Origin of the sequence: Halorientalis pallida (genome assembly GCF_004118325.1) — an archaeon.
GTDB lineage: Archaea > Halobacteriota > Halobacteria > Halobacteriales > Haloarculaceae > Halorientalis > Halorientalis pallida.
Genome location: NZ_RDFA01000001.1, coordinates 698,838 through 718,078, shown reverse-complemented (window position 1 = coordinate 718,078; position 19,241 = coordinate 698,838). Strand labels below are relative to the sequence as shown.

18 protein-coding genes and 1 tRNA gene are annotated in these 19,241 nt (G+C 64.5%); 14 read left to right on the top strand and 5 right to left on the bottom strand.

All coding sequences use genetic code 11. The annotated features are described in order from the left end of the window. The gene (locus EAF64_RS03885) at nt 1-462 is read right to left on the bottom strand and encodes a universal stress protein (protein WP_129067641.1); all 462 of its coding nucleotides are present in this window, start codon (nt 460-462) and stop codon (nt 1-3) included. A 198-nt stretch (nt 463-660) separates the two neighbouring features. Here EAF64_RS03885 and trkA point away from each other — a divergent pair, with 198 nt between their 5' ends. From trkA to EAF64_RS03865, 4 genes are all read left to right on the top strand, one after another. Then, complete coding sequence (gene trkA / locus EAF64_RS03880) at nt 661-1,992, top strand: Trk system potassium transporter TrkA (protein ID WP_129067640.1); 1,332 nt, start codon at nt 661-663, stop codon at nt 1,990-1,992. Continuing rightward, the gene (locus EAF64_RS03875) at nt 1,989-3,482 is read left to right on the top strand and encodes a TrkH family potassium uptake protein (RefSeq protein WP_129067639.1); all 1,494 of its coding nucleotides are present in this window, start codon (nt 1,989-1,991) and stop codon (nt 3,480-3,482) included. Before trkA ends, EAF64_RS03875 begins: the two co-directional genes overlap by 4 nt. Nucleotides 3,483-3,534: 52 nt before the next feature. After that, nucleotides 3,535-5,097: a TrkH family potassium uptake protein gene (locus tag EAF64_RS03870; RefSeq protein ID WP_394345745.1), complete on the top strand. Its 1,563-nt coding sequence runs from the start codon at nt 3,535-3,537 to the stop codon at nt 5,095-5,097. Nucleotides 5,098-5,187: 90 nt separating this feature from the next. Continuing rightward, the gene (locus tag EAF64_RS03865) at nt 5,188-7,542 is read left to right on the top strand and encodes an amino acid permease (protein ID WP_129067638.1); all 2,355 of its coding nucleotides are present in this window, start codon (nt 5,188-5,190) and stop codon (nt 7,540-7,542) included. Here the strand turns inward: EAF64_RS03865 and EAF64_RS03860 are convergent, their stop codons facing one another. Continuing rightward, on the bottom strand, nt 7,543-7,911 hold the full coding sequence (locus EAF64_RS03860; protein WP_129067637.1) for a hypothetical protein: 369 nt from the start codon (nt 7,909-7,911) through the stop codon (nt 7,543-7,545). Between the two features lie 97 nt (nt 7,912-8,008). Between EAF64_RS03860 and EAF64_RS03855 the strand changes: the two genes are divergently transcribed. Together EAF64_RS03855 and EAF64_RS03850 are read left to right on the top strand one after the other, a co-directional pair. After that, nucleotides 8,009-8,656 (top strand): adenylate kinase, encoded by a 648-nt coding sequence (locus EAF64_RS03855; RefSeq protein WP_129067636.1) that lies wholly within the window; start codon nt 8,009-8,011, stop codon nt 8,654-8,656. Between the two features lie 73 nt (nt 8,657-8,729). Next, complete coding sequence (locus EAF64_RS03850; protein WP_129067635.1) at nt 8,730-9,614, top strand: DUF106 domain-containing protein; 885 nt, start codon at nt 8,730-8,732, stop codon at nt 9,612-9,614. A gap of 14 nt (nt 9,615-9,628) precedes the next feature. Here the strand turns inward: EAF64_RS03850 and EAF64_RS03845 are convergent, their stop codons facing one another. Beyond that, nucleotides 9,629-10,681 (bottom strand): AI-2E family transporter, encoded by a 1,053-nt coding sequence (locus EAF64_RS03845; protein WP_129067634.1) that lies wholly within the window; start codon nt 10,679-10,681, stop codon nt 9,629-9,631. 148 nt (nt 10,682-10,829) lie between these two features. Between EAF64_RS03845 and cmk the strand changes: the two genes are divergently transcribed. The 6 genes from cmk (at nt 10,830) to EAF64_RS03820 (ending at nt 15,265) form a co-directional block, all read left to right on the top strand. Further along, nucleotides 10,830-11,408 (top strand): (d)CMP kinase, encoded by a 579-nt coding sequence (gene cmk, locus EAF64_RS03840; protein WP_129067633.1) that lies wholly within the window; start codon nt 10,830-10,832, stop codon nt 11,406-11,408. Next, the gene (locus EAF64_RS03835; protein ID WP_129067632.1) at nt 11,408-12,310 is read left to right on the top strand and encodes an RNA-guided pseudouridylation complex pseudouridine synthase subunit Cbf5; all 903 of its coding nucleotides are present in this window, start codon (nt 11,408-11,410) and stop codon (nt 12,308-12,310) included. Before cmk ends, EAF64_RS03835 begins: the two co-directional genes overlap by 1 nt. Nucleotides 12,311-12,357: 47 nt before the next feature. After that, nucleotides 12,358-12,428: transfer RNA gene (locus tag EAF64_RS03830), tRNA-Pro, on the top strand. A gap of 275 nt (nt 12,429-12,703) precedes the next feature. Continuing rightward, nucleotides 12,704-12,832, top strand: a complete 129-nt coding sequence (locus tag EAF64_RS21565) for a hypothetical protein (protein WP_267899421.1) — start codon at nt 12,704-12,706, stop codon at nt 12,830-12,832. 2 nt (nt 12,833-12,834) lie between these two features. Continuing rightward, nucleotides 12,835-13,200 carry a hypothetical protein gene (locus EAF64_RS03825; protein WP_129067631.1) on the top strand — a complete coding sequence of 122 codons (366 nt, stop codon included), beginning with the start codon at nt 12,835-12,837 and terminating at the stop codon, nt 13,198-13,200. A gap of 229 nt (nt 13,201-13,429) precedes the next feature. After that, the gene (locus EAF64_RS03820) at nt 13,430-15,265 is read left to right on the top strand and encodes a hypothetical protein (RefSeq protein ID WP_129067630.1); all 1,836 of its coding nucleotides are present in this window, start codon (nt 13,430-13,432) and stop codon (nt 15,263-15,265) included. A 153-nt stretch (nt 15,266-15,418) separates the two neighbouring features. Here EAF64_RS03820 and EAF64_RS03815 read toward each other — a convergent pair whose 3' ends face one another. Beyond that, nucleotides 15,419-16,036, bottom strand: coding sequence for a hypothetical protein (locus tag EAF64_RS03815; RefSeq protein WP_129067629.1), 618 nt, complete (start codon nt 16,034-16,036; stop codon nt 15,419-15,421). A 584-nt stretch (nt 16,037-16,620) separates the two neighbouring features. Then, the gene (locus EAF64_RS03810) at nt 16,621-17,046 is read right to left on the bottom strand and encodes a helix-turn-helix domain-containing protein (RefSeq protein ID WP_227738872.1); all 426 of its coding nucleotides are present in this window, start codon (nt 17,044-17,046) and stop codon (nt 16,621-16,623) included. A gap of 301 nt (nt 17,047-17,347) precedes the next feature. On the opposite strand from EAF64_RS03810, the gene EAF64_RS03805 reads away from it, so the two are divergent. Together EAF64_RS03805 and EAF64_RS20780 are read left to right on the top strand one after the other, a co-directional pair. Further along, nucleotides 17,348-18,436 (top strand): tyrosine-type recombinase/integrase, encoded by a 1,089-nt coding sequence (locus EAF64_RS03805; protein WP_129067628.1) that lies wholly within the window; start codon nt 17,348-17,350, stop codon nt 18,434-18,436. Between the two features lie 428 nt (nt 18,437-18,864). Continuing rightward, a partial coding sequence (locus EAF64_RS20780) for a hypothetical protein (protein WP_193767559.1) occupies nt 18,865-19,241 on the top strand: 377 nt, incomplete at its 3' end.

Genomic DNA, 19,241 nt, shown 5'->3' with positions numbered 1-19,241 from the left:
TTAGCTCGGTTCGCCTCCGCCTGTCGATTCGTCGGCTGTTCCCTCTTCCTGGTGGTCGGGGAGGACCACGACCGGGCGGTCCGTGCCGGTGATCAGGTCCAGTGCCACGTCGCCGGTCAGCAACTGGATCCAGCGGCTCCCGCCCCGGGGCGTGAAGACGATGCTCGTGGCTTCGATCTCGTCGGCCACGTCGAAGACCGTCTCGGCCACGTCGGTGCCGTAGGCGATCTCGGTCTCGACGGTCGTCCCGTCGTCGAGTTCCGCGTGGATCGCCTCGAAGATGTGCCCGGCCTCTTCCTCGCGCTGTTCGACCGAGGCCTTGTCGACCGCGCCACCGGCCTTCTCGACCACGTGGACGGCGACGACGCTGTCGCCGACGCGGGGGCGGAGGGCGCGTGCGCTGCCCGTCGCGTCGTCAGGGCTCGCCACCGGGAGGAGGACGCGCTCGAAGAGGTCAGCCATCGTCTTCGGTGTCCCCACTTTCTGCCGGTCGGTCCGATCCTGCGATCCCAGAGCCGACTCGTCGTTCCATGGACGGGGTTGGGAGTGGACCGGCCTTAAGTTCTCGTACCTTCGGTCGTCGGTGGAGTCCGTGGAAGGGAAATTCTCTTGGGTAGCCCGTCGGTAGGGACCCCCAATGATGGGTGCTGGTGATCGGCCGTGCGCGTGATCATCGTCGGTGCGGGACAGGTCGGATCGAGCATCGCGGCCAGTCTCGCGGCCGAACACGACGTGGTGGTCATCGACACCGATCCCGCACGCGTGGACGAACTCACCTACTCTCACGACGTGCTCCCGATCCAGGGCGACGGGACCGACCTGGAGACGCTCGAAGAGGCGGGGATCGCCGACGCGGACATGCTCATCGCCAGCACCGATAGCGACGAGACGAACATCGTCACCTGCGGCGTGTCGGCCATCGTGGGCAACCCCTTCACCATCGCCCGGGTGAAACAGCCCCAGTACCTCCACGCCTGGGAACAGCGCCGCGGGGCCTTCGACGTGGACTTCATGGTCTGTACCGACCTGCTGGCGGCCAAATCCATCGTCGGCGTGATCGGGCTCCCGACGGCACAGGACGTGGACATGTTCGCCGACGGGCTGGTCCAGATGACGGAATTCGAGATTCCGGCCGAGAGTCCGGTAGCCGGTCAGACCGTCGCGGAGGCCGACCGGTTCGACTCGTTGACGTTCGCCGGTATCTTTCGGGACGGTGAAGTCCTCGTCCCGAGGGGCGAGACCGTCATCGAGGCCGAAGACGACGTGATCGCCATCGGGAGCCCCGAGAGTATGCGGGCGTTCAGTACCGCGGTGGCACCGCAGGAAGACGCGGCCACCGACGTGGTGATCGTCGGCGGCGGCGAGATCGGGTACCAGGTCGCACGCCTGCTCGAAGAGGGTGGGTACAAGCCGCGACTGTTCGAGCGCGACGAGGATCGCGCCCGCTGGCTGGCCGAGAACCTGCCGGACACGACGGTCCTCAACGGCGACGCGACCGATCAGGAACTGCTCGAACGCGAGAGCGTCGGCGACGCCGACGTGCTGGTCTCGGCACTGGACAACGACCAGAAGAATCTCCTCTCGACGCTCATCGCGAAACGGATGGGGACGGGCCGGACGGTCGCCGTCGTCAACACCGGCGACTTCACGGAACTGTTCGAGGCGGTCGGTGTCGACGTGGCCGTCAGTCCCCGCGAGGCGACTGCCGAGGAGATCACCAGGTTCACCCGCGCGCGCCGCGCAGAGAACGTCGCCATCATCGAGGGCGACCGCGCGGAGGTCATCGAACTGGAGATCGACGCCGACAGCGCGCTCGCGGGTCGGCCGATCCGGGAGTCGATGGCCGACCTCCCCGGCGGGATCGTCATCGGCGCGATCACCCGTGGCGACTCGCTGATCAAGCCCCGCGGTGACACCGTGATCGAACGGGGCGATCACGTCGTCCTGTTCACCGACGTCGACGTCCTCTCGGAAGTCACCGAGAAACTGTGAGCCGCGTCGCCGTCGACTGGCGAACGAGTGCGACCCTCGTCGGGACCGTACTGAAGGCGCTGACGGTGCCACTCGCCGGGACCGCCGCAGTCGCCGCGTGGTACGGCGAGGCGGTCGTTCCGTTTCTCGTCCCGCTGATTGGGTCGCTGGTCGCAGGGGTCGCGCTCGAACGCTTCGACCGGCGCGATCTCGGACTCAGGGAGTCGTACCTGATGGTCGCGCTGACGTGGCTGACTATCGCGCTCGTCGGCGCGGTCCCGTTCGTCCTCGCCGGCCATGGCGTGCTGGCCGAGCCGGTCAACGCCATGTTCGAGTCGATGAGCGGCGTCACGACCACGGGCGCGACGGTCATCGATTCGTTCGACGCCCACGGGCGGTCGATCCACCTCTGGCGGTCGGTGTTGCAGTGGATGGGTGGCCTGGGGATCCTCGTGCTGGCCGTGGCCGTCCTCTCACAGATCTCGGTCGGTGGCGCACAGCTCATGGAGACCGAGACCCAGACCCAGGATCTCACGAAACTCACGCCACGGATCGAGGAGACGGCGCGCCTGCTCGGCCTCCTGTACGTCGGCCTGACGGCGCTGATGGTCTGTTCGTGGCTCGCTCTCCGGGTGGCCGGTGTCGCGCCGAACGTGACGCTGTATCAGGCGGTCGCCCACGCCTTCACCGCGGTCTCGACGGCGGGGTTCTCCCCGGAGCCTGCGAGTCTGGGCGCGTTCTCGCCGGCGATCCAGTGGGTGACGATCCCGTTCATGTTCCTCGGGGCGACGAACTTCATCCTCCTCTACTTCCTGCTCAGGGGCGATCCGAGCCGGCTCACCGGGAGCGACGAGTTCCGGTTCTACGCCGCGATCGTCCTCGGGCTGACGGCGCTGACCGGGACCTTCCTGGTCGTCGACGGGCAGTTCTCGCGGGTCGAGCCGCTGGTTCGACACGCCCTGTTCCAGGTCGTCTCCATCGTCACGACGACGGGGTACGCGACGGTCGATTTCGACCTGTGGTCTGCGGGTGCGAAACACGTCCTGTTCCTGGCGATGTTCGTGGGCGGGATGGCCGGCAGTACGACCTGTTCGATCAAGACGCTCCGGTGGCTGGTCGTCGTCAAGTCCCTCCGACGGGACCTGTTCACGGAGATCCACCCCGAGGCGATCCGACCCGTCCGGCTCAGCGGCCAGGTCGTCGACGAGGAGACGATCAAGGACATTTACGGGTACGTCCTCTTGAGTCTGGTTCTGTTCGCCCTGCTGACCGTCTTCGTCGTCGTGGACGCGACCCGGACGGTCACACGCGTCGGCGAGTTCGACGCCATGGGCGCGGCGGCCGCGACCTTCCTGAACATCGGGCCAGCGTTCGGTGCAGCCGGGCCCTACGGGAGTTATCTCCACTTTCCGGACACGACGAAGGTCGCGATGATCGTCCTGATGTGGGTCGGCCGCATCGAGATTATCCCCGTGCTCGTCCTCCTGACGCCGGCGTACTGGCGGTCCTGACTGGGGACAGGGTAACGATGGATTCTTGTCGCCCTGCCGAGTGACGGCAGGTGTGTCCGGTCTCACGTCGCGGCTCTCGGTGGACCTCCCCTTCGAGTGGCGCGCGAGCTGTAGCCTCCTCGGAACCGTCGTCAAGTACTTCTCGCTGACGATGCTGTTGCCCCTGCTCGTCGCGGTCGTCTACCGCGAGGACGTGCTGGTGTTCGCGGGCTCGCTGGTGATCGGCCTCGTCGCGGGGCTGGCGCTCGAACGGCTGGAGACGGACCCCGACCTCGGGCCGCGTGAAGCACTCCTGCTCGTCTCGCTGTCGTGGCTTGCGGCGGCGGTCGTCGCCGCGATCCCGTTCGTCCTCGCTGGCCAGGGGACCGCCTCGACCCTCGCGAACCCGGTGAACGCGCTGTTCGAGGCGACCAGCGGTGTGACGACGACCGGGGCCACGGTGCTTGGACAGATCGGGCTAGAACGGCACTCACACGCCGTCATGCTGTGGCGACAGCTCATCCAGTGGCTCGGCGGGATGGGGATCATCGTGTTGATGATCGCGATCCTCCCGGAGGTCGCGGTCAACGGCGCGCAACTCATGCAGAACGAAGCGCCCGGCCCCGAACTGCAGAAGCTCACACCCCGGATCGCCGAGACCGCCCGGGCGCTGTGGCTCATCTACGCCGGGTTCACTGTGCTCCTGATGGCCCTGCTCTACGGCCTCCATCTCGCGGGATACGCCCCGCGGATGGACCTGTACAACGCCATCGCACACGGGTTCTCGACGCTGCCGACCGGCGGCTTCTCGCCACAGGCCGACAGCATCGCCTACTTCGGTGCGGCCGTCCAGTGGGTCGTCATTCCGTTCATGGTCGTCGCGGGGGTCAACTTCGCGCTGTTCTGGCACGTCCTGAAGGGTGAGTTCGAGGTCCTCTACGAGAATCCCGAGTTCCGGACGTATGCCGGCGCGATCGCGGTGGTCACCGCCGTCCTCGCGTTCGTCCTCTATCGCGGGGCGGCCCCCGCGCTCGGTGACCTCGGTGGCGCGACGAACGGCGTCGCCGAGAACGCGCTCCGACAGGCGGCGTTCCAGATCGCTTCGCTGTTGAACTCCACGGGCTTTGCCACCTCGAACTTCGCGCGATGGGACGCCAGTGGCAAGATGATCCTGCTGTTCGCGATGTTCGTCGGCGGCTCGGCCGGGTCGACCGGCGGGGGGATCAAGGTCGTCCGCTGGCTGGTGACGATCAAGGCCGTCAAGCGGGAACTGTACACGACGGCCCGGCCCGACGTGGTCCAGCCGGTCAAACTCGGGGGGTCCATCGTCGACGAGGACGCCGTCCGTGGTATCCTCGTGTTCACCGTGCTGTACTTCGTGCTCCTGGGTGCGTCGGCAGTGTTCCTCAGTCTCGATTCGGCCCGGATCGGCTTCGACATCTCCACGCTGGAGGCGTTCAGCGCCGCGCTGGCGACCATCGGGAACATCGGCCCCGGCTTCGGCGCGGTCGGTCCGTTCGGGAGCTACCTGCAGTTCTCGCCGGTCTCGAAGCTCTGGATGACGCTTCTGATGTGGTTCGGCCGGCTGGAGATCGTCCCCGTGCTCGCGCTGTTCGTCATCACTGTCGAAGACTGATTTCGCGCTCACGGATCGGTGAACGCAGGTGGTTTCGTCCTCGTCCACCGAACGACATTTTTACGGTCCCGTCGGGTAGACCGGTCTGCAATGGTAGAGCACACCCGGACCCTCGGGTTCAAGATCGCCTTCGCGATCGGGCTCGGGACGATGATCGCGGCCGGCATCTTCTCGCTGTCGGGGACGGCCGTCGCCGAGATCGGGAGCAGTGCGGTGATCGCGTTCGTCATCGCCGCCGTCGTCGCGGGTATCACCGCCGCCTCCTACTCGGAGTTCGCCTCGATCTACTCCGAGAACGGCGGCGGCTACCTCTTTTCCTCGCGCACCTTCGAGCACGACAAATTGATCTACGCCATCGGTGCGATGCTGTTTCTGGGCTACACCGGCACCACCGCGTTCTATCTCGCGACGATGGACGAGTGGTTCTTCCGCTTCATCATCCCCCAGTCGTGGCACTTTCTCCCCCACGGGACGACGGGCGTGCTCGCGGCCGTCCTGCTCGGGACGCTCAACGCCCGCGGGACCGAGGAGAGCGGGACGTTCCAGTTGCTGGTGACCGGCGCGAAGGTGGCCGTGCTGATCGCGTTCATCGGCGGCGCGTTCGCCTACGCCGGTCCGGCACAGGCCACCGGGACCTTCGCGACCAACTTCTCGACCGACGCCGTCAACATCGTCACCATCGCCGCGCTGGCGTTCATCACCTTCTTCGGCTTCTCGGCCATCGCAGCCAGCGCCGGTGAGATCATCGAGCCCCGGAAGACGGTTCCCCGGGCCATCGCGGCGAGTATCGTCACGGTCACCGTCCTCTACGCGCTGGTGATCGTCGCGATGGTCAACTCGCCGATCCCGGCCGAGGTGATCGCACAGGAAGGCGAGACGGCGATGGGCCGGGTGGCCGCGGCCTTCCTCGGCCCTATCGGGCAGAGCCTGATCGTCGCGGGCGCGATCTTCAGCATGGTCAGTGCCTCGAACGCCTCGATCCTCGCGGCCAGCGGCATCGGCTCGCTGATGGGGCGGCAGGGCCAGGCACCACGGCCGTTCTCGCGCATCCACCCGAAGTTCAGCACGCCGTTCTGGAGCGTGATGGCGGCGACGGGGACCATCGTCGCGCTGATCGTCGTCTTCATCGGTCTGTTCCCGGAGGGCGGCGGCGGGGTCCCGCTCTCGCTCGACCTGCCGGCGGCCGTCCCGCTCCTGGGCGGTGCGAACCTGTTCCACCTCGGCCTGGAGCCGCTAACCGGGTTCGCCACGCTGAACCTGCTCGTCCCCCTCTCGATCGTCAACGTCGCGCTGATCTACTCGCGGCGGCGGTTCCCGGACGTTGAACGGGGCTTTCGCGTCCCCGGCGTCCCAGTGGTGCCGATCCTGGGCATCCTCGCGAACCTGGCGCTGATCACGAACCTCCCGCCGAAGGGCGTCGTCTGGGGCGTCCTGCTGATCGTCGCGACGCTCGTGGCCTATCTGGTCTGGGGCGGCGCGCCGGACGTGGAGGAACTGTTCCAGGAGGTCGTCGAGCCGGAACCGCCGTCGGCGGCCGCCGCGGTCGAGAACGGGGACCGCTACCGGGTCCTGGTGTCGGTCGCCCGGCCCGAGCGGGCCCCGACCTACGCCAAACTGGCCGCGCTGATCGGGAACACGAGGGGCGAGGACCCGATCGTGCACGTCCTCAATGTCACCGAGATTCCCGAACAGACGCCGTACGAGGCCGTTTCCGACGCCGCACAGGGGCGAGCCCGCCGCATCGAGGACCTGCTGGACGAGACCGAGATCGACGCCGAGTACACCGTCGAGGGTCACATCTGCCAGGACGTGGGCTTCGACATCGTCCAGACTGCACGGGACGAGCAGGCCGACCAGATCCTGATGGGGTACCCGGAGGAACACACGCAGATCGCCGAACACGTCGAGTACAAAGCGCCCTGTGGCGTCCTGTTCGTGAGCGGGTTCACGGACCCGACGGACGTGGACATCGTCAACATCGGGGCCGGTGGTGGCCCGCACCACAAGGCCGTCCTGCCGCTGATCGAGCAACTGGGTGAGAACGGGGCCGACATCAACGTGATCAACGTCGACCCCGAGGGGGCTGGACGGCCCGAGACCCCCGAGACGACGCTGGCCGCGCTCTCGGGCGCGCCGGAGGTTCGGGTGCAGAACGTCTCGGCGGCGACCGTCGCCGAGGGGCTGGTCTCCACCGCCAAGGACAACGGGGGTATCCTCGTCATCGGGGCGACCCGGACCCGTCGGCTCCGTCGGTGGGTGTTCGGGAGTACGCCGGACCGGGTCATCAGCCTCGCCGACGGGGCGGGCGTCCCGGTGATCGTCTACGCCGGTCCGCGGGGCGTCCAGGGTCCGCTCGAAGACTACGTGTACCCCATCTACCGGTATCTCACGGGCAGTCGTCGTGGCCGGAGCGGCGCGGGGCCGTCCTCGGATACCGAGCCGTAGTCAGTCTTCGACGTCGAGGGCGTAGTCGTCGGCCCGGTCGAACACGTCGAGAAACAGGGTATCGAGGAAGTCGGCGGCGTGTTTCGGGTCCGCGATGGCCGAGACGTGGACCTCGCCGTCGGGCGCTTTTCTGGTCGCCGGCTGGGCGATCTTGAACACCGGGAACTCGGCGAGCAGGGCGTCGAGTCGGTCGCGTTCGGCCTCGTCGACGTGGACGACGATCTCGCGGTCGCAGTACTCGACGTACGGCGGATCGTCGGCAGCGACGGCGACGAGGACTGGCGACTGGCTCCCGGCCCGACGGTGGGCCGTGATCGCCTCGGCGATCCGGGTCCGACGCTCGATGGCGCGCTCGCCGTCGGCTGTCATGGTTGGACCGAGGGTGCCCAGCGGTAAAAACGACCGTGCTCGTCGCCGGTCGACGGAGAACGTCAGGTACAAATCCCGGGCTGGAGAAGCCGGTCACATGGCAGACGCACACGTGCTGATTCTCGGCCCGCCGGGCGCAGGCAAGGGGACACAGAGCAGTCGCATCGCCGACCGGTTCGACGTGGAACACGTCACCACCGGCGACGCCTTGCGGGGCAACAAGGACATGGACATCTCGGACATGGACACCGAGTACGACACGCCCCGCGAGTACATGGAGGCGGGCGATCTGGTGCCCGACGCCGTGGTCAACGCCATCGTCGAGGAAGCGCTCGGCAGCGCCGACGGCTACGTGCTCGACGGCTACCCGCGCAACATGGACCAGGCCGACGAACTCGAAGACATGACCGACCTCGACGTGATCCTCTCCCTGTCGGTCAGCCGCGACGAACTCGTCGACCGGCTCACCGGCCGCCGGGTCTGTGACGACTGTGGCACCAACTTCCACGTCGAGTTCGACCAGCCCGAGGAGGAAGGCGTCTGTGACGACTGTGGCGGCGAGTTGATCCAGCGCGAGGACGACAACGAAGAGTCGGTGAACAACCGCCTCGACGTGTTCGAGGACAACACCGCGCCGGTCGTCGACCACTACCGCGACCACGCGGGCTTCGTCGAGATCGACGGCGAACAGACCCCCGACGAGGTCTGGGCGGACATCGAGGCGGCCATCGACGACCGCGTCTGATCGGTTCCGAACTCCCGTCTTCCTCGCACCGAGAGTAAAAGCTTGATTAGCGGTGGTGCCTAGAGCTACGACAATGCCACGCACCGCCGAGAAAGTAGAGTCGCTCGCCCGCGAGGACGGCGAGTTGCTGGACGCGCTCGAAGCGGTCCTCGACGTCGTCGAGGACGAGGGGACCGTCGAGTGGAGCGACGTCAGCGACGAGATGACCAGCGGCCAGTGGGGCCGCCTCATCGAGAAGGGACTGCTCGTCGACGCCGACGGCTCCGGGTTCGTCGTCGACGATCCCGACGGCGTCCGCGACGCGCTCACCGACGACGAGGTGAGCGACGCGGCCGCCGACGGCGACGAGGAGTCGTCGTGGTCGAGTTACGACAAACTGGCCGGCGTCGGCGCGCTGGGGATGATGGCCGGCTACTCGCTGCCGTCGATCCGCAACGCCATCGGCGGGACCCTCGACGTGCTCTTCGGCCCGCTGGAGGCGATGCTCCCCTTCTACGTCGTCGTCATGGTCCTGGCCATGCTCACGGGCCTGTACTCGACGCTGTTGCAGGCCAACCTGATGGACATGGACAAGATGAGCGAGTACCAGGAGCAGATGAAAGAGATCCAGGAGCGCCGCAAGGAGGCCAAGGAACGCGGCGACGAGGAGGCCCTGGACCGCATCCAGAAAGAACAGATGGACGCCATGGGTGACCAGATGGGCATGTTCAAAGAGCAGATTCGCCCGATGGTCTGGATCATGCTGCTGACCATCCCGGTGTTCCTGTGGATGTACTGGCTGCTGGGGACCGGACAGATCCAGGGGCAGCGAGTCGTCCTCCCGCTGGTCGGCGACATCAGCTGGCAGGCCGGCATCCTCGGCCCGCTGCAGGCCTGGATCGTCTGGTACTTCCTCTGCTCGATGGGCTTCACCCAGATCATCCGGAAGTCGCTGAACATCCAGACGACGCCGACCTGATCGGCGCGGCGCTCTCAGTTTTCCTCGACACTCGGCGATCCGCCACCGACCAGCGCCGGCAGGACCTCCCGGGCGAAGTGGATCGCCACCACGAGCAGGATCGGGCCCAGAAAGATCCCGGACCAGCCGAAGGCGATGGACGCCAGCACGTAGGTCAGCACGAGCAATCCCATGTGGAGGTCCCCGCTGGAGAGGTACGACCGGACGAACACGTCGGGGAGGAAGTCGACGACGACGAACGTGACGACGACGAACAGGACGGGGAACCAGAGCCCGGCGTCGCCCCGCAGGCTCCGGACGACCAGCGACAGCGCGTAGGGGACCCAGATCACTTTCATCCCCACCGCCGGCACCAGCGTGAAGATACCCGTCAGCAGGCCCAGCAGGAGCGGAAATCGGATGGCGAGTGCGGGCGGCGCGACGAGTCCGAGCAGGGAGTAGACGCCGACGGCGATGGCGGCGGTGGCCCCGATCACCAGCAGGTTGCCGGTGTAGACGCTCCGCAGGTCGGTGTCGACCTGCTCCGCGAACGCGACAGCACCCGGTGAGCCACCGAAGGTCGCCCGGAACCAGTCGCCGATCCGGTCGCCGTCACAGAGGAGGTAGTAGGCCACCGTGATGGCGACGAACAGGCGGACCGACCACGTCACGGCGAGTCCAAAATACCCCGCGACTCGGCCAACGTTCCCCCCGAGGAGGTCGAACAGCGTTCCCGGTTCGGTCAGCGCCGCCACGTCGAGGTACGGGGCCAGCAGGGACTGATACTGTGAGAGGTCGGTGCGGGCGACGAACCGGTCGACCGCGCGCACGGCCACCAGCGCGGCGTAGCCCAGCACGGCCAGGATGGGGACCCCGACCAGCCCCAGCGCCAGTGTCGCACCGAGATCGCTCCGGCCGAGCCGCCGTTCGATCCGTCGGTACGCTGGCCGTACGGCGTAGTAGAGGAAGACGCCGACGGCCAGTGCGCCGACGAACGAGACCAGCACGAACGCGACGAGACTCCCGACGACGAGGCCGACGACCGCCCAGGCCGCCTGCGCGCGGCTCACCGTCCAGGTGGTCTCCATGGGTGGAATGGACGATAGCCACCCGGAAAAGCCCGGGTCTCCGGCGGCTGTCAGGTTCTCCGCTGCCGTCGGGGGCCGAGCGCAGTCGGGTGCCGGTCGTCCCGGCCGAAGACACAACCTCTTTTAGCGCGACCACCGCAGGTCTGATATGCTGATTACCGTCTCCGGCCCCGCGGGCAGCGGCAAGAGCACGCTCGCGGCGGGACTGGCCGACGCGCTCGGCCACGAGCACGTCAGTGGGGGTGACATTTTCCGCGCGCTGGCCGACGAACGCGGCTGCTCGCTGGTGGAGTTCAACGAACTCGCCGAAGAGGACGACCAGATCGACCGCGATCTCGACCGCCGGCTTCGGGAGACCGCACGCGAGTCGACCGACCTGGTTCTGGAGTCGCGACTCGCCGGCTGGATGGCCGCCGAGTACGCCGACCTCCGGGTGTGGCTCGACGCACCGCTCGACGTACGCGCCGACCGCATCGCCGACCGCGAGGACAAACCCCTCGACGAAGTGCTCGAAGAGACCCGCGCCCGCGCCGCCAGCGAGGCCCAGCGCTACCGGGAGTACTACGGCATCGACATCGAGGACCACTCGATCTACGATCTGACCGTGAACACCGCCCGCTGGGACGCCGACGCCTGCCTCTCGCTGGTCCTGTCGGCCGCCGAGTCCTACAGCGCCGACCGCGACGAGGGCAAGTACCCCGTCGAAGGCGTCCGGTACGAGTTCTGATGGCCGACCGCGGCGCTCCCGACGACCGGTCGATCCCCAATCTGCTCGACTTCGGCGTCGTCAACCTCGACAAACCGCCCGGCCCCTCCGCCCACCAGGTCGCCGCCTGGGTCCGGGACATGGTCGACGAAAGAGTTCCGGGGGGCATCGACGGCGTCGCCCACGCCGGCACGCTCGACCCGAAGGTCACCGGCTGTCTGCCCCTCCTCCTGGGCGACGCCACCCGCATGGCCCAGGTGTTCGACGACGCCGTCAAGGAGTACGTCGCCGTCCTCGAACTCCACGGCCGGGCCCCCGCCGATCTCGAAACCGTCGCCGCCGAATTCGAGGGCCCGATCTACCAGAAGCCGCCCCGGAAAAGCGCCGTCAAGCGACAGCTCCGGGTCCGGGAGATCCACGACCTGGACGTGCTGGAGGTCGAGGACCGCCGTGCGCTTCTCCGGATCCGGTGTGGAAGTGGGACGTACATCCGGAAACTCTGTCACGACCTCGGGCTGGCGCTGGGCACCGGCGCGCACATGGGCCACCTCCGACGCACGGCGACCGGGCAGTTCGACGACCGTGATCTGGTGACGCTGGAGGACCTCGCCGACGCCCTCGCGTGGTGGGCCGAGGACGACGACCCCGACCCGCTCCGGGAGATCGTTCGGCCCGCCGAGCACGCGCTGGCCCCGTTGCCTGGCCTGACCATCGCCCCCAGCGCCGCCGCACAGGTCGCCGAGGGTGCGCCCGTGTACGCGCCGGGTGTGATCGCCGCGGACCTGGCCGCCGACCGCGCGACCGACCGGCCGCTCGTGGCCTGCTACACGCCCGACGAGGCGGCGATCTGCCTCGGCCGGCTGGTGGGCGATCCCGACGGCGAGTCGGGCACCGTGGTCGAGTTAGAACGGGTACTGGTCTAGCCGCAAAACGACACGCTTAATCCGGGGACCCTCGTGGACCCAAGTGCGGGACCGTGGGGTAGCGGTATCCTCGGCGCATGGGGTGCGTCGGACCTGAGTTCGAATCTCGGCGGTCCCACTCAACTTTCTAACAGATGCCCACAGTTGGAGTCTTAGCTGTGCGAGCGACCAAATTCCTTCAAGAGTTCGACTGAAACTTAGTCGCTCTTTAAGTACCGATGCTGACCCTGCTCTCAGCCTTCGGCAGTTACATCATCTAATCGAGAAGAAACGCCGCCATCGGTGGCCGTTCGGTCCCTGTGAGTTCGTTCCTGCGTCTCGCCTCGTCGAGAACGGTGCGACGGACGAAGAGGTTCGTCGTGCCATCGAGCGCGTCGAGGACGGTGATCGACGATGACCGTCCGCGTTTCCTATCACTGTCGATCCTGCGGTAAGTTCATCGTCGAGAACCGTCAGACGGCCCGCCATCCCGGCAACTGCCCGTTCTGCTGGAAAGGTGTCGATCTCCCGGAGGGTGTCTGATTATGTCGGTTCCGCTCAATCAGGGCAGTTCCGATTCTCGACGAACTCTTGCCCCGGATGTCTCGATGACCGGACTGGGGTATGAATACGTCCGCTGTCAGCGTGCTGAGAATGACAATACGGTCTATGTCCATCAGTTGTGTGCTATTGCTGGCGGCGCTGATCCGCACGACGTGTTCAGCCACGCATACGAAGTTCATCACATCTGCCCTGTGCCGTGGTTGAACACCCCTGAGAACGTTGAATCCGTTCCGATCTGGGAGCATCGGGAAAAGACCCTGAGCGATGACTACCCAGTTGGTTCCGGTGAAGTCTATTCGTTCGACTCGCCGGATGAGGCACCGGGCTTCTGTTCTCCAGACAGATGAGTCCGGTACTTGCCTATCGGATAACTGCCACCCGCCCACCCGCCCGCCCGCCGGGATGGCTCGCCGGTAGCCCCGCGTTTCGCGTAGCGTTTCGACGCGCTTCGACCGGCTCGACGACTGCCACAAGGGCCGGCCCCGTCTTTGCCCCCCTCCCATGGGGGGCAAACACGGAAGCCGGGCCGCAGGGGCCGCCGGAGGCGGCCCCAATCGTCTATTCGATCAGTGACCGATGAGTGTCGTAGACCCTCCTGGCTACCTGTCGGGTCTCGACCTCACGGATAGATGTAACACTCCCGTCCTCGCGGACCTCCTGGAAGAGCGCGATCTCCTCGGCCACGGTACCCTGCTCGACGGAACCCTCACCGAACGCGACGCCGAGCGCGTCCGTATTGCGAAGTTCATCGCGTCGAAGCCTGAAGGTACGCCGCTCACACACGTTGTTTCGTACGCAGTCAAAGGCGTGTCCCCCGAAGCCTGCGAGCGCGTCGATGGCTCTGATGCCGACTACCAGTTCGCGTATCGGTTCGTCGACGATCTCGCCGAGCCTGACGACCCGTACGTCCGCAAATCGGAATCGTCAGGCGTTCTCGTGGTCACGCCGACACTACGCCTTCTTGACTTGATTACAGAAGGCATTACTCAAACACGTAGCTCGACCGATCAGCCGTACGACCGCGAGTTCCTGCGGAACTACCTCGCTCGCGTCGACTCTGTGGACGACGACCTGCGCGAGTTGCTGAAGGACGGTTTTACATCATACCTGAACCGGATCGAGGACTACCGCCTGCTGTTCGACGTTCACATGGTCGGCCGCACTGGCGGCGAGACACAGCGCCGGATGACCAAGCGGTACAAGACCCGTTTCAATGACGAGGGCCGCGTCTCGAAGCAGTTCGCCCGTTTCAATGATGCGCTGGAGTACGGTTACGACCACGCCGAGAACGCCGTTCTCGCTACGCTGACGACGGACCCGAAGCAACACGATTCCCTGCTCGACGCGATAGACTCGATAAACGAGAACTTCAACCGCCTGCTGTCGTACTTCGACAGTGACCCGTCGACGAAGGCCGACACCCGCGAGTCCGACGTTCGCACCTGGCGACCCGAACTCGACGACGACGTGACGGGTCGACCCCGCGAACGTCCGGACTACATCAAGGCGCTGGAGTTCTCCGAGAAGGGCTATCCCCATCTGCACGTGCTGTTTTTCGACGTTCCGACCCGCGACGGAGATGGAATGCCGTGGCTGTGCGACAAACCGGAGATCGCGTCGAAGTGGTCTGACTACGGACAGGGAGAGATCGTCGACGTGTACCCGCTCGTCTACCGCGACGACCTCGACGATCTCGAACCGGAGTTCCAGAGTGACGAAGGCTTCGTCGACTGGTACCGCTTCGGCGACCACGATCACACCGACGAGTGGGTGCGCGACCGGACACGAGCGCACGAGTTGATCGAGTTCGACGACGACGCGCAGGCGATGGAATCGACGGCCGGCGCGTACCTCGGCAAGTACCTGAGTGCGACGTTCGGTTCGCTCCTCGACGCCACGGAGTCGTTTGAGACCGAGGATGATGAACGGGAGACGTACGCCGACAAAGCCGCGACGTGGAAACTGGCGCTGTACTGGGCGACGAACCGGCGGTTCTGGTCCTGCTCGGAGTCGATCACGAAGGGGATCGACCCGAACGACCACACGCAGGAGCCGGACGTACGCGAAGCCGTTCGCTGGTGTTCGCTCGACTCAGTTCGAGCTGTGTCCGAGTCCTCGATCTCCGACGATTTCGCGCGGCGTCGGTGGGACGATCTCGACGACCTCGACGCCGCGATAGATCGCGCGCTGTCCGAGGTCGAGCGGCCGGCCGTTCGGTCAACACTCCCCGATGAAGCCTCGTATCGGTGTATCGTGGACTACATCGGTGCGTATGCGTACTGGGATCTGCCGAGTGGTGCCGTCGACGATCACTCACGCGATCTCGAAGCTGTCGAAGATCTCGTTGAAGACGGTGATGAGTCACCGGTGATCGAGAGAGAAAACGATCCTCCGATAGCTGATGTGTGGTAGGATGTTATAGAACAGTCCGTAAGGTGGTTGATTTCAGGATTGCCGAGATGAACCACCTGCTCAGTGTGTGTGCGAACTAAGTGATAGACTGTGACCTTCTGTGGGATAACGATGTAGTCACTCGAAGTCCAATTTAATAGCATTTATATAAATTCATTCATTTCGCTGCCATGTCCTACTACAGACGACAGGAAGTACAGCAGTATATGCCTTTTCAGGGAATAACATGGTGATTTCCATTGATCTGGGTGTCGCCTCGACAATCCGTGAAAATGATACGTCAGGTTTGGAGATGAGTGATCCATCTCGTGCATAATGGTGGAGATGACGCACTTTGGGACACAGTGGGGGACCCCGTTTGAATTCCTCCTGAGTTGGTGGGTCTTCATCAGTAGGTACGTCAATGGCAGCCAATTCTGTTTCTCCCCACCCAGTACTGATACCTGTACCAGTCAGCGATTTGTCTTCCAATAGACGCTTGAGCCGGTCAGCCCCATGTTCTGCTGCACGGGCAGTTCCCCACCACGCAAATGCAAAGGTACTGCTCTCGCCTGATTCATACTGGATTCGCACACTATCGCTCTCTTCAAGATACTCGTACTCCTCTTGTGGCTTTGCGTCAAATGAAATCCCAGGTGCTTGTCCAAGCCGCTTTGTGGGTTCAACGTCGGGAGTGAATTCCTCAGTTTGCGTTGAAGAAGGAGAAAGACAGCCAGCATAGATGACTCCAACTGAAGCGCCAAGACCCGCGAGAAATTCCCTGCGAATCATGTGGGGAATGATGGAAGGAGTGAATATATACTTTCTCTGTACTGAGCATTCGACAAGTGGGTCCCCGATACGCCGTCGACGACTGAGTACCCGCAAAGGAGAGCGACCTGCGAGCGAGCGGGCCGACGGCGCGACCTCCGGGAGCGCCGGAGGCAGTACCTCAAAGCCGCGCGCAGCGATATGGGCCGAGGACGGAGGGAGGGAAACAGCACGAAAGCCCGGCAGCAGTAGCGCAGGCTCCAGGGCCGACCGAGCGGAACGGCGTCGACGCGCGCAGCGGAGCGAGCACGTCCGACGCCGTGGAGAGCGTAGCGGTGAGGGAGTGCCCTCGAGGCGAGCAACGCGCAGCCCGGAACGGCAAGCTGGACCGACCGGAGGACGAGTGTCCAGATCGTGCGAGCACGGCGACCGGAACGGAGCGACCATCGGGAGCGGAGTGACCGGAGCGAGCGACACCTGGCTGAAAAAGCGACCGTCGAACGAGTCCCCGATGTGACGACGGCGACCAAGTACCCGCAAGGGAGAGCGTCACAATGTTAGCTGTCCGAATAACAATCCCTATTTGTAGTAGTATATCCAGTGCTTCAATTGCTGATTCTACCGTTCTCTTCGAGTTCGTCCAGTTCTTCAGGGGTTAAAATTTTCCACGCAATCCAATTCTTATCTTCGTACCCTTCTGGTGGCTCAACTGGGACCTCTCGTGTCATCCGTGCATATCCTTCCGATGAAATTTGATAGTGTCCTCGTTCAGGTTTCTCCACCATACCACCCGCTTCAAGTGTGCTCAGACGGCGAGAGACAGAACTACGAGATCGATCTATGTTCTTTGCTATGACTGCCGGTGTCAATATGATTTGAAGGTTTCCCAGAAGCGCCAATATCTCCCTGTCTAAGTCTGTAATCCAGTCTGGAGGTTCCATTTCCTCACTGTCGTATTCACCATAGTCAATGTCCGCCTGCATCTCGATTGGCAGTTCATCGTTGTGCTCTGTTTCCTCCTCGTCGGCCATATTACCCCGTTCGACAGCCCTCGCTAAAAGAGCGTTGCCGAATAGCTGTTACTTATCGAATGTAACTAATTAGTGGCAACTGTTAAGTGGCTTCTAATGGTTGCTGATTTGTAGGTGGATATGACCCCGAAACAGATTCGGCCCGCTGGTCTCGAAGGCCGTCGAACAAACAGCTACGACCTGCTGTGTACCTGTGACGACCCAAAACCGTCATCGCGCCTGATGTGCGCGGCTGACCCGCGTTACCCGTCGTGGGAGTCCGTCTGTACCTCCTGCGGATGCCGTATTCTGGAGGTCGAGGATGACTGACGACCTCACCCCGATGGACCCGGCGCAGGCGCTGTCGATGTGGGTCGACCGCCAGCAGGCCGAGAAGTCCGACGAGACGGTACAGAGCTACTTTTACCGCGTTCGGCAGTTCACCGACTGGCTCGAAGACGAGGGTATCCACAACCTGAACGACCTCACCGGCCGCGACGTGTTCCGGTACGACTCGGATCGGCGTGCCGAGGGACTGAGCAAGAGCGCGCTGAACAACCAACTCGGCACGATCAAGATTTTCCTGCGGTTCTGCGCGGACATCGAGGCCGTCCCGCCTGAGCTACCGGCGAAGGTGGACGTGCCGACGATCTCGAAGGCCGAGCAGGCCGACGACGAGAAACTGTCTGCCAGCCGTGCCGAGACGATCCTCACGAACCTCGAACGGTACGACTACGCCAGCCGCGACCACGCGCTGTTCGCGCTGGCGTGGCACACCGGCGCTCGCCTCGGTGCGCTCCGTTCGCTCGATCTCCGAGACTGCTACCTGACCGAGGACGATCTCGAACGGATCGCGCACGAGGACGACCTCGACGCCGAGGACTTGGAGCGGTTCAATGTGCCGTTCGTCTACTTCCGGCACCGGCCGGAATCGGACACGCCGCTGAAGAACCAGCAGGACGGTGAGCGTCCCGTCGCACTGTCGGAGGAGATCGGCCAGCTCCTCCAGGAGTACATCGAGGTGTCCCGCGCCGAGGTCGAGGACGACCACGGACGGAAGCCGCTGTTCTCCAGCCGGAAGGGCACCGGCCGTATGTCGAAGGGTGCGATTCGCTCGCGGTTCAACATCGTCACCCAGCCGTGCCGATACGGAACCTGCCCGCACGACCGCGACCCGGACGACTGCGAAGCTCTCGAACACGGCTACGAGTCCCGCTGTCCGTCCTCGCGGTCCCCGCACCGGATTCGGACTGGCTCGATCACGAACCACCGTGACGAGGACTGGCCGCCGGAGGTCCTCGCGGAGCGCGTGAACGCGACTCCCGAGGTCATCCGGACGCACTACGACAAGCCGGACCTGCTCAAGCGGATGGAATCGCGCCGTAGCTACATGGAGACCACCAATGAGTGACGACACTACCACCCACGAACGGACGAACAGCGCCAAAACCGACCCGCGTAGCTCGGCGGTCCCACTCAACTTTCTGACAGATGCCCACAGTTGGAGTCTCAACTGTGCGAACGGCCAGCTTCGGCACGCCACCGGGTGGAACTAACTCAACCACTGTGGTGCTCTCAGTACACGAACTACGATCACTCTGTGCGATCGAATAGTTTCACCCTGGACACTATCTTTTGTACCAACAGAGTATTTTTAACAGTGTGATACGAACGTTTTGGCATACCCACCGGAAGTGGGCGAATCGACCGCGCTCGCCCGCGGGAACCTGAACGGCTGGCAATCGGCAGATGGAAGCGCCATTCCCTCGACCGAAACCGTTCAGATACGGTTCTCACGTGCGTGACGAGTGATTGCGTGGATCGGGAGATCAGTGATCGATGATGATTCCACCGGCTGACGACGGGTTAGATGAGTGTGCAAACCGTGACGGGTCGACCACGAGCGATCGGTCGACACGCTGCTACCAGGGGGGTGTCCTCGTTCTGTTGATACTACTCGGCGTCGCTGTGTTCGTCGCGAGTCCAGTCGTGAGTGCGAGCGCGACGAACGAGATGCTGGACGGGGCCGGCGCGGGGCCGACGATGATGTTCGCAACGAACGCTGCACTCGCCACCGGCTGTACAGTCTCGGAGACGAGTGTCCAGGTCGGCGAGTCGGTGACGATCGATGCACCGCAGTCGGACAACATCGACGAATACCAGTACGACAAGTACGGTACCGGCACGTTCGGCGAGTACACTACCCAGAGCACGAG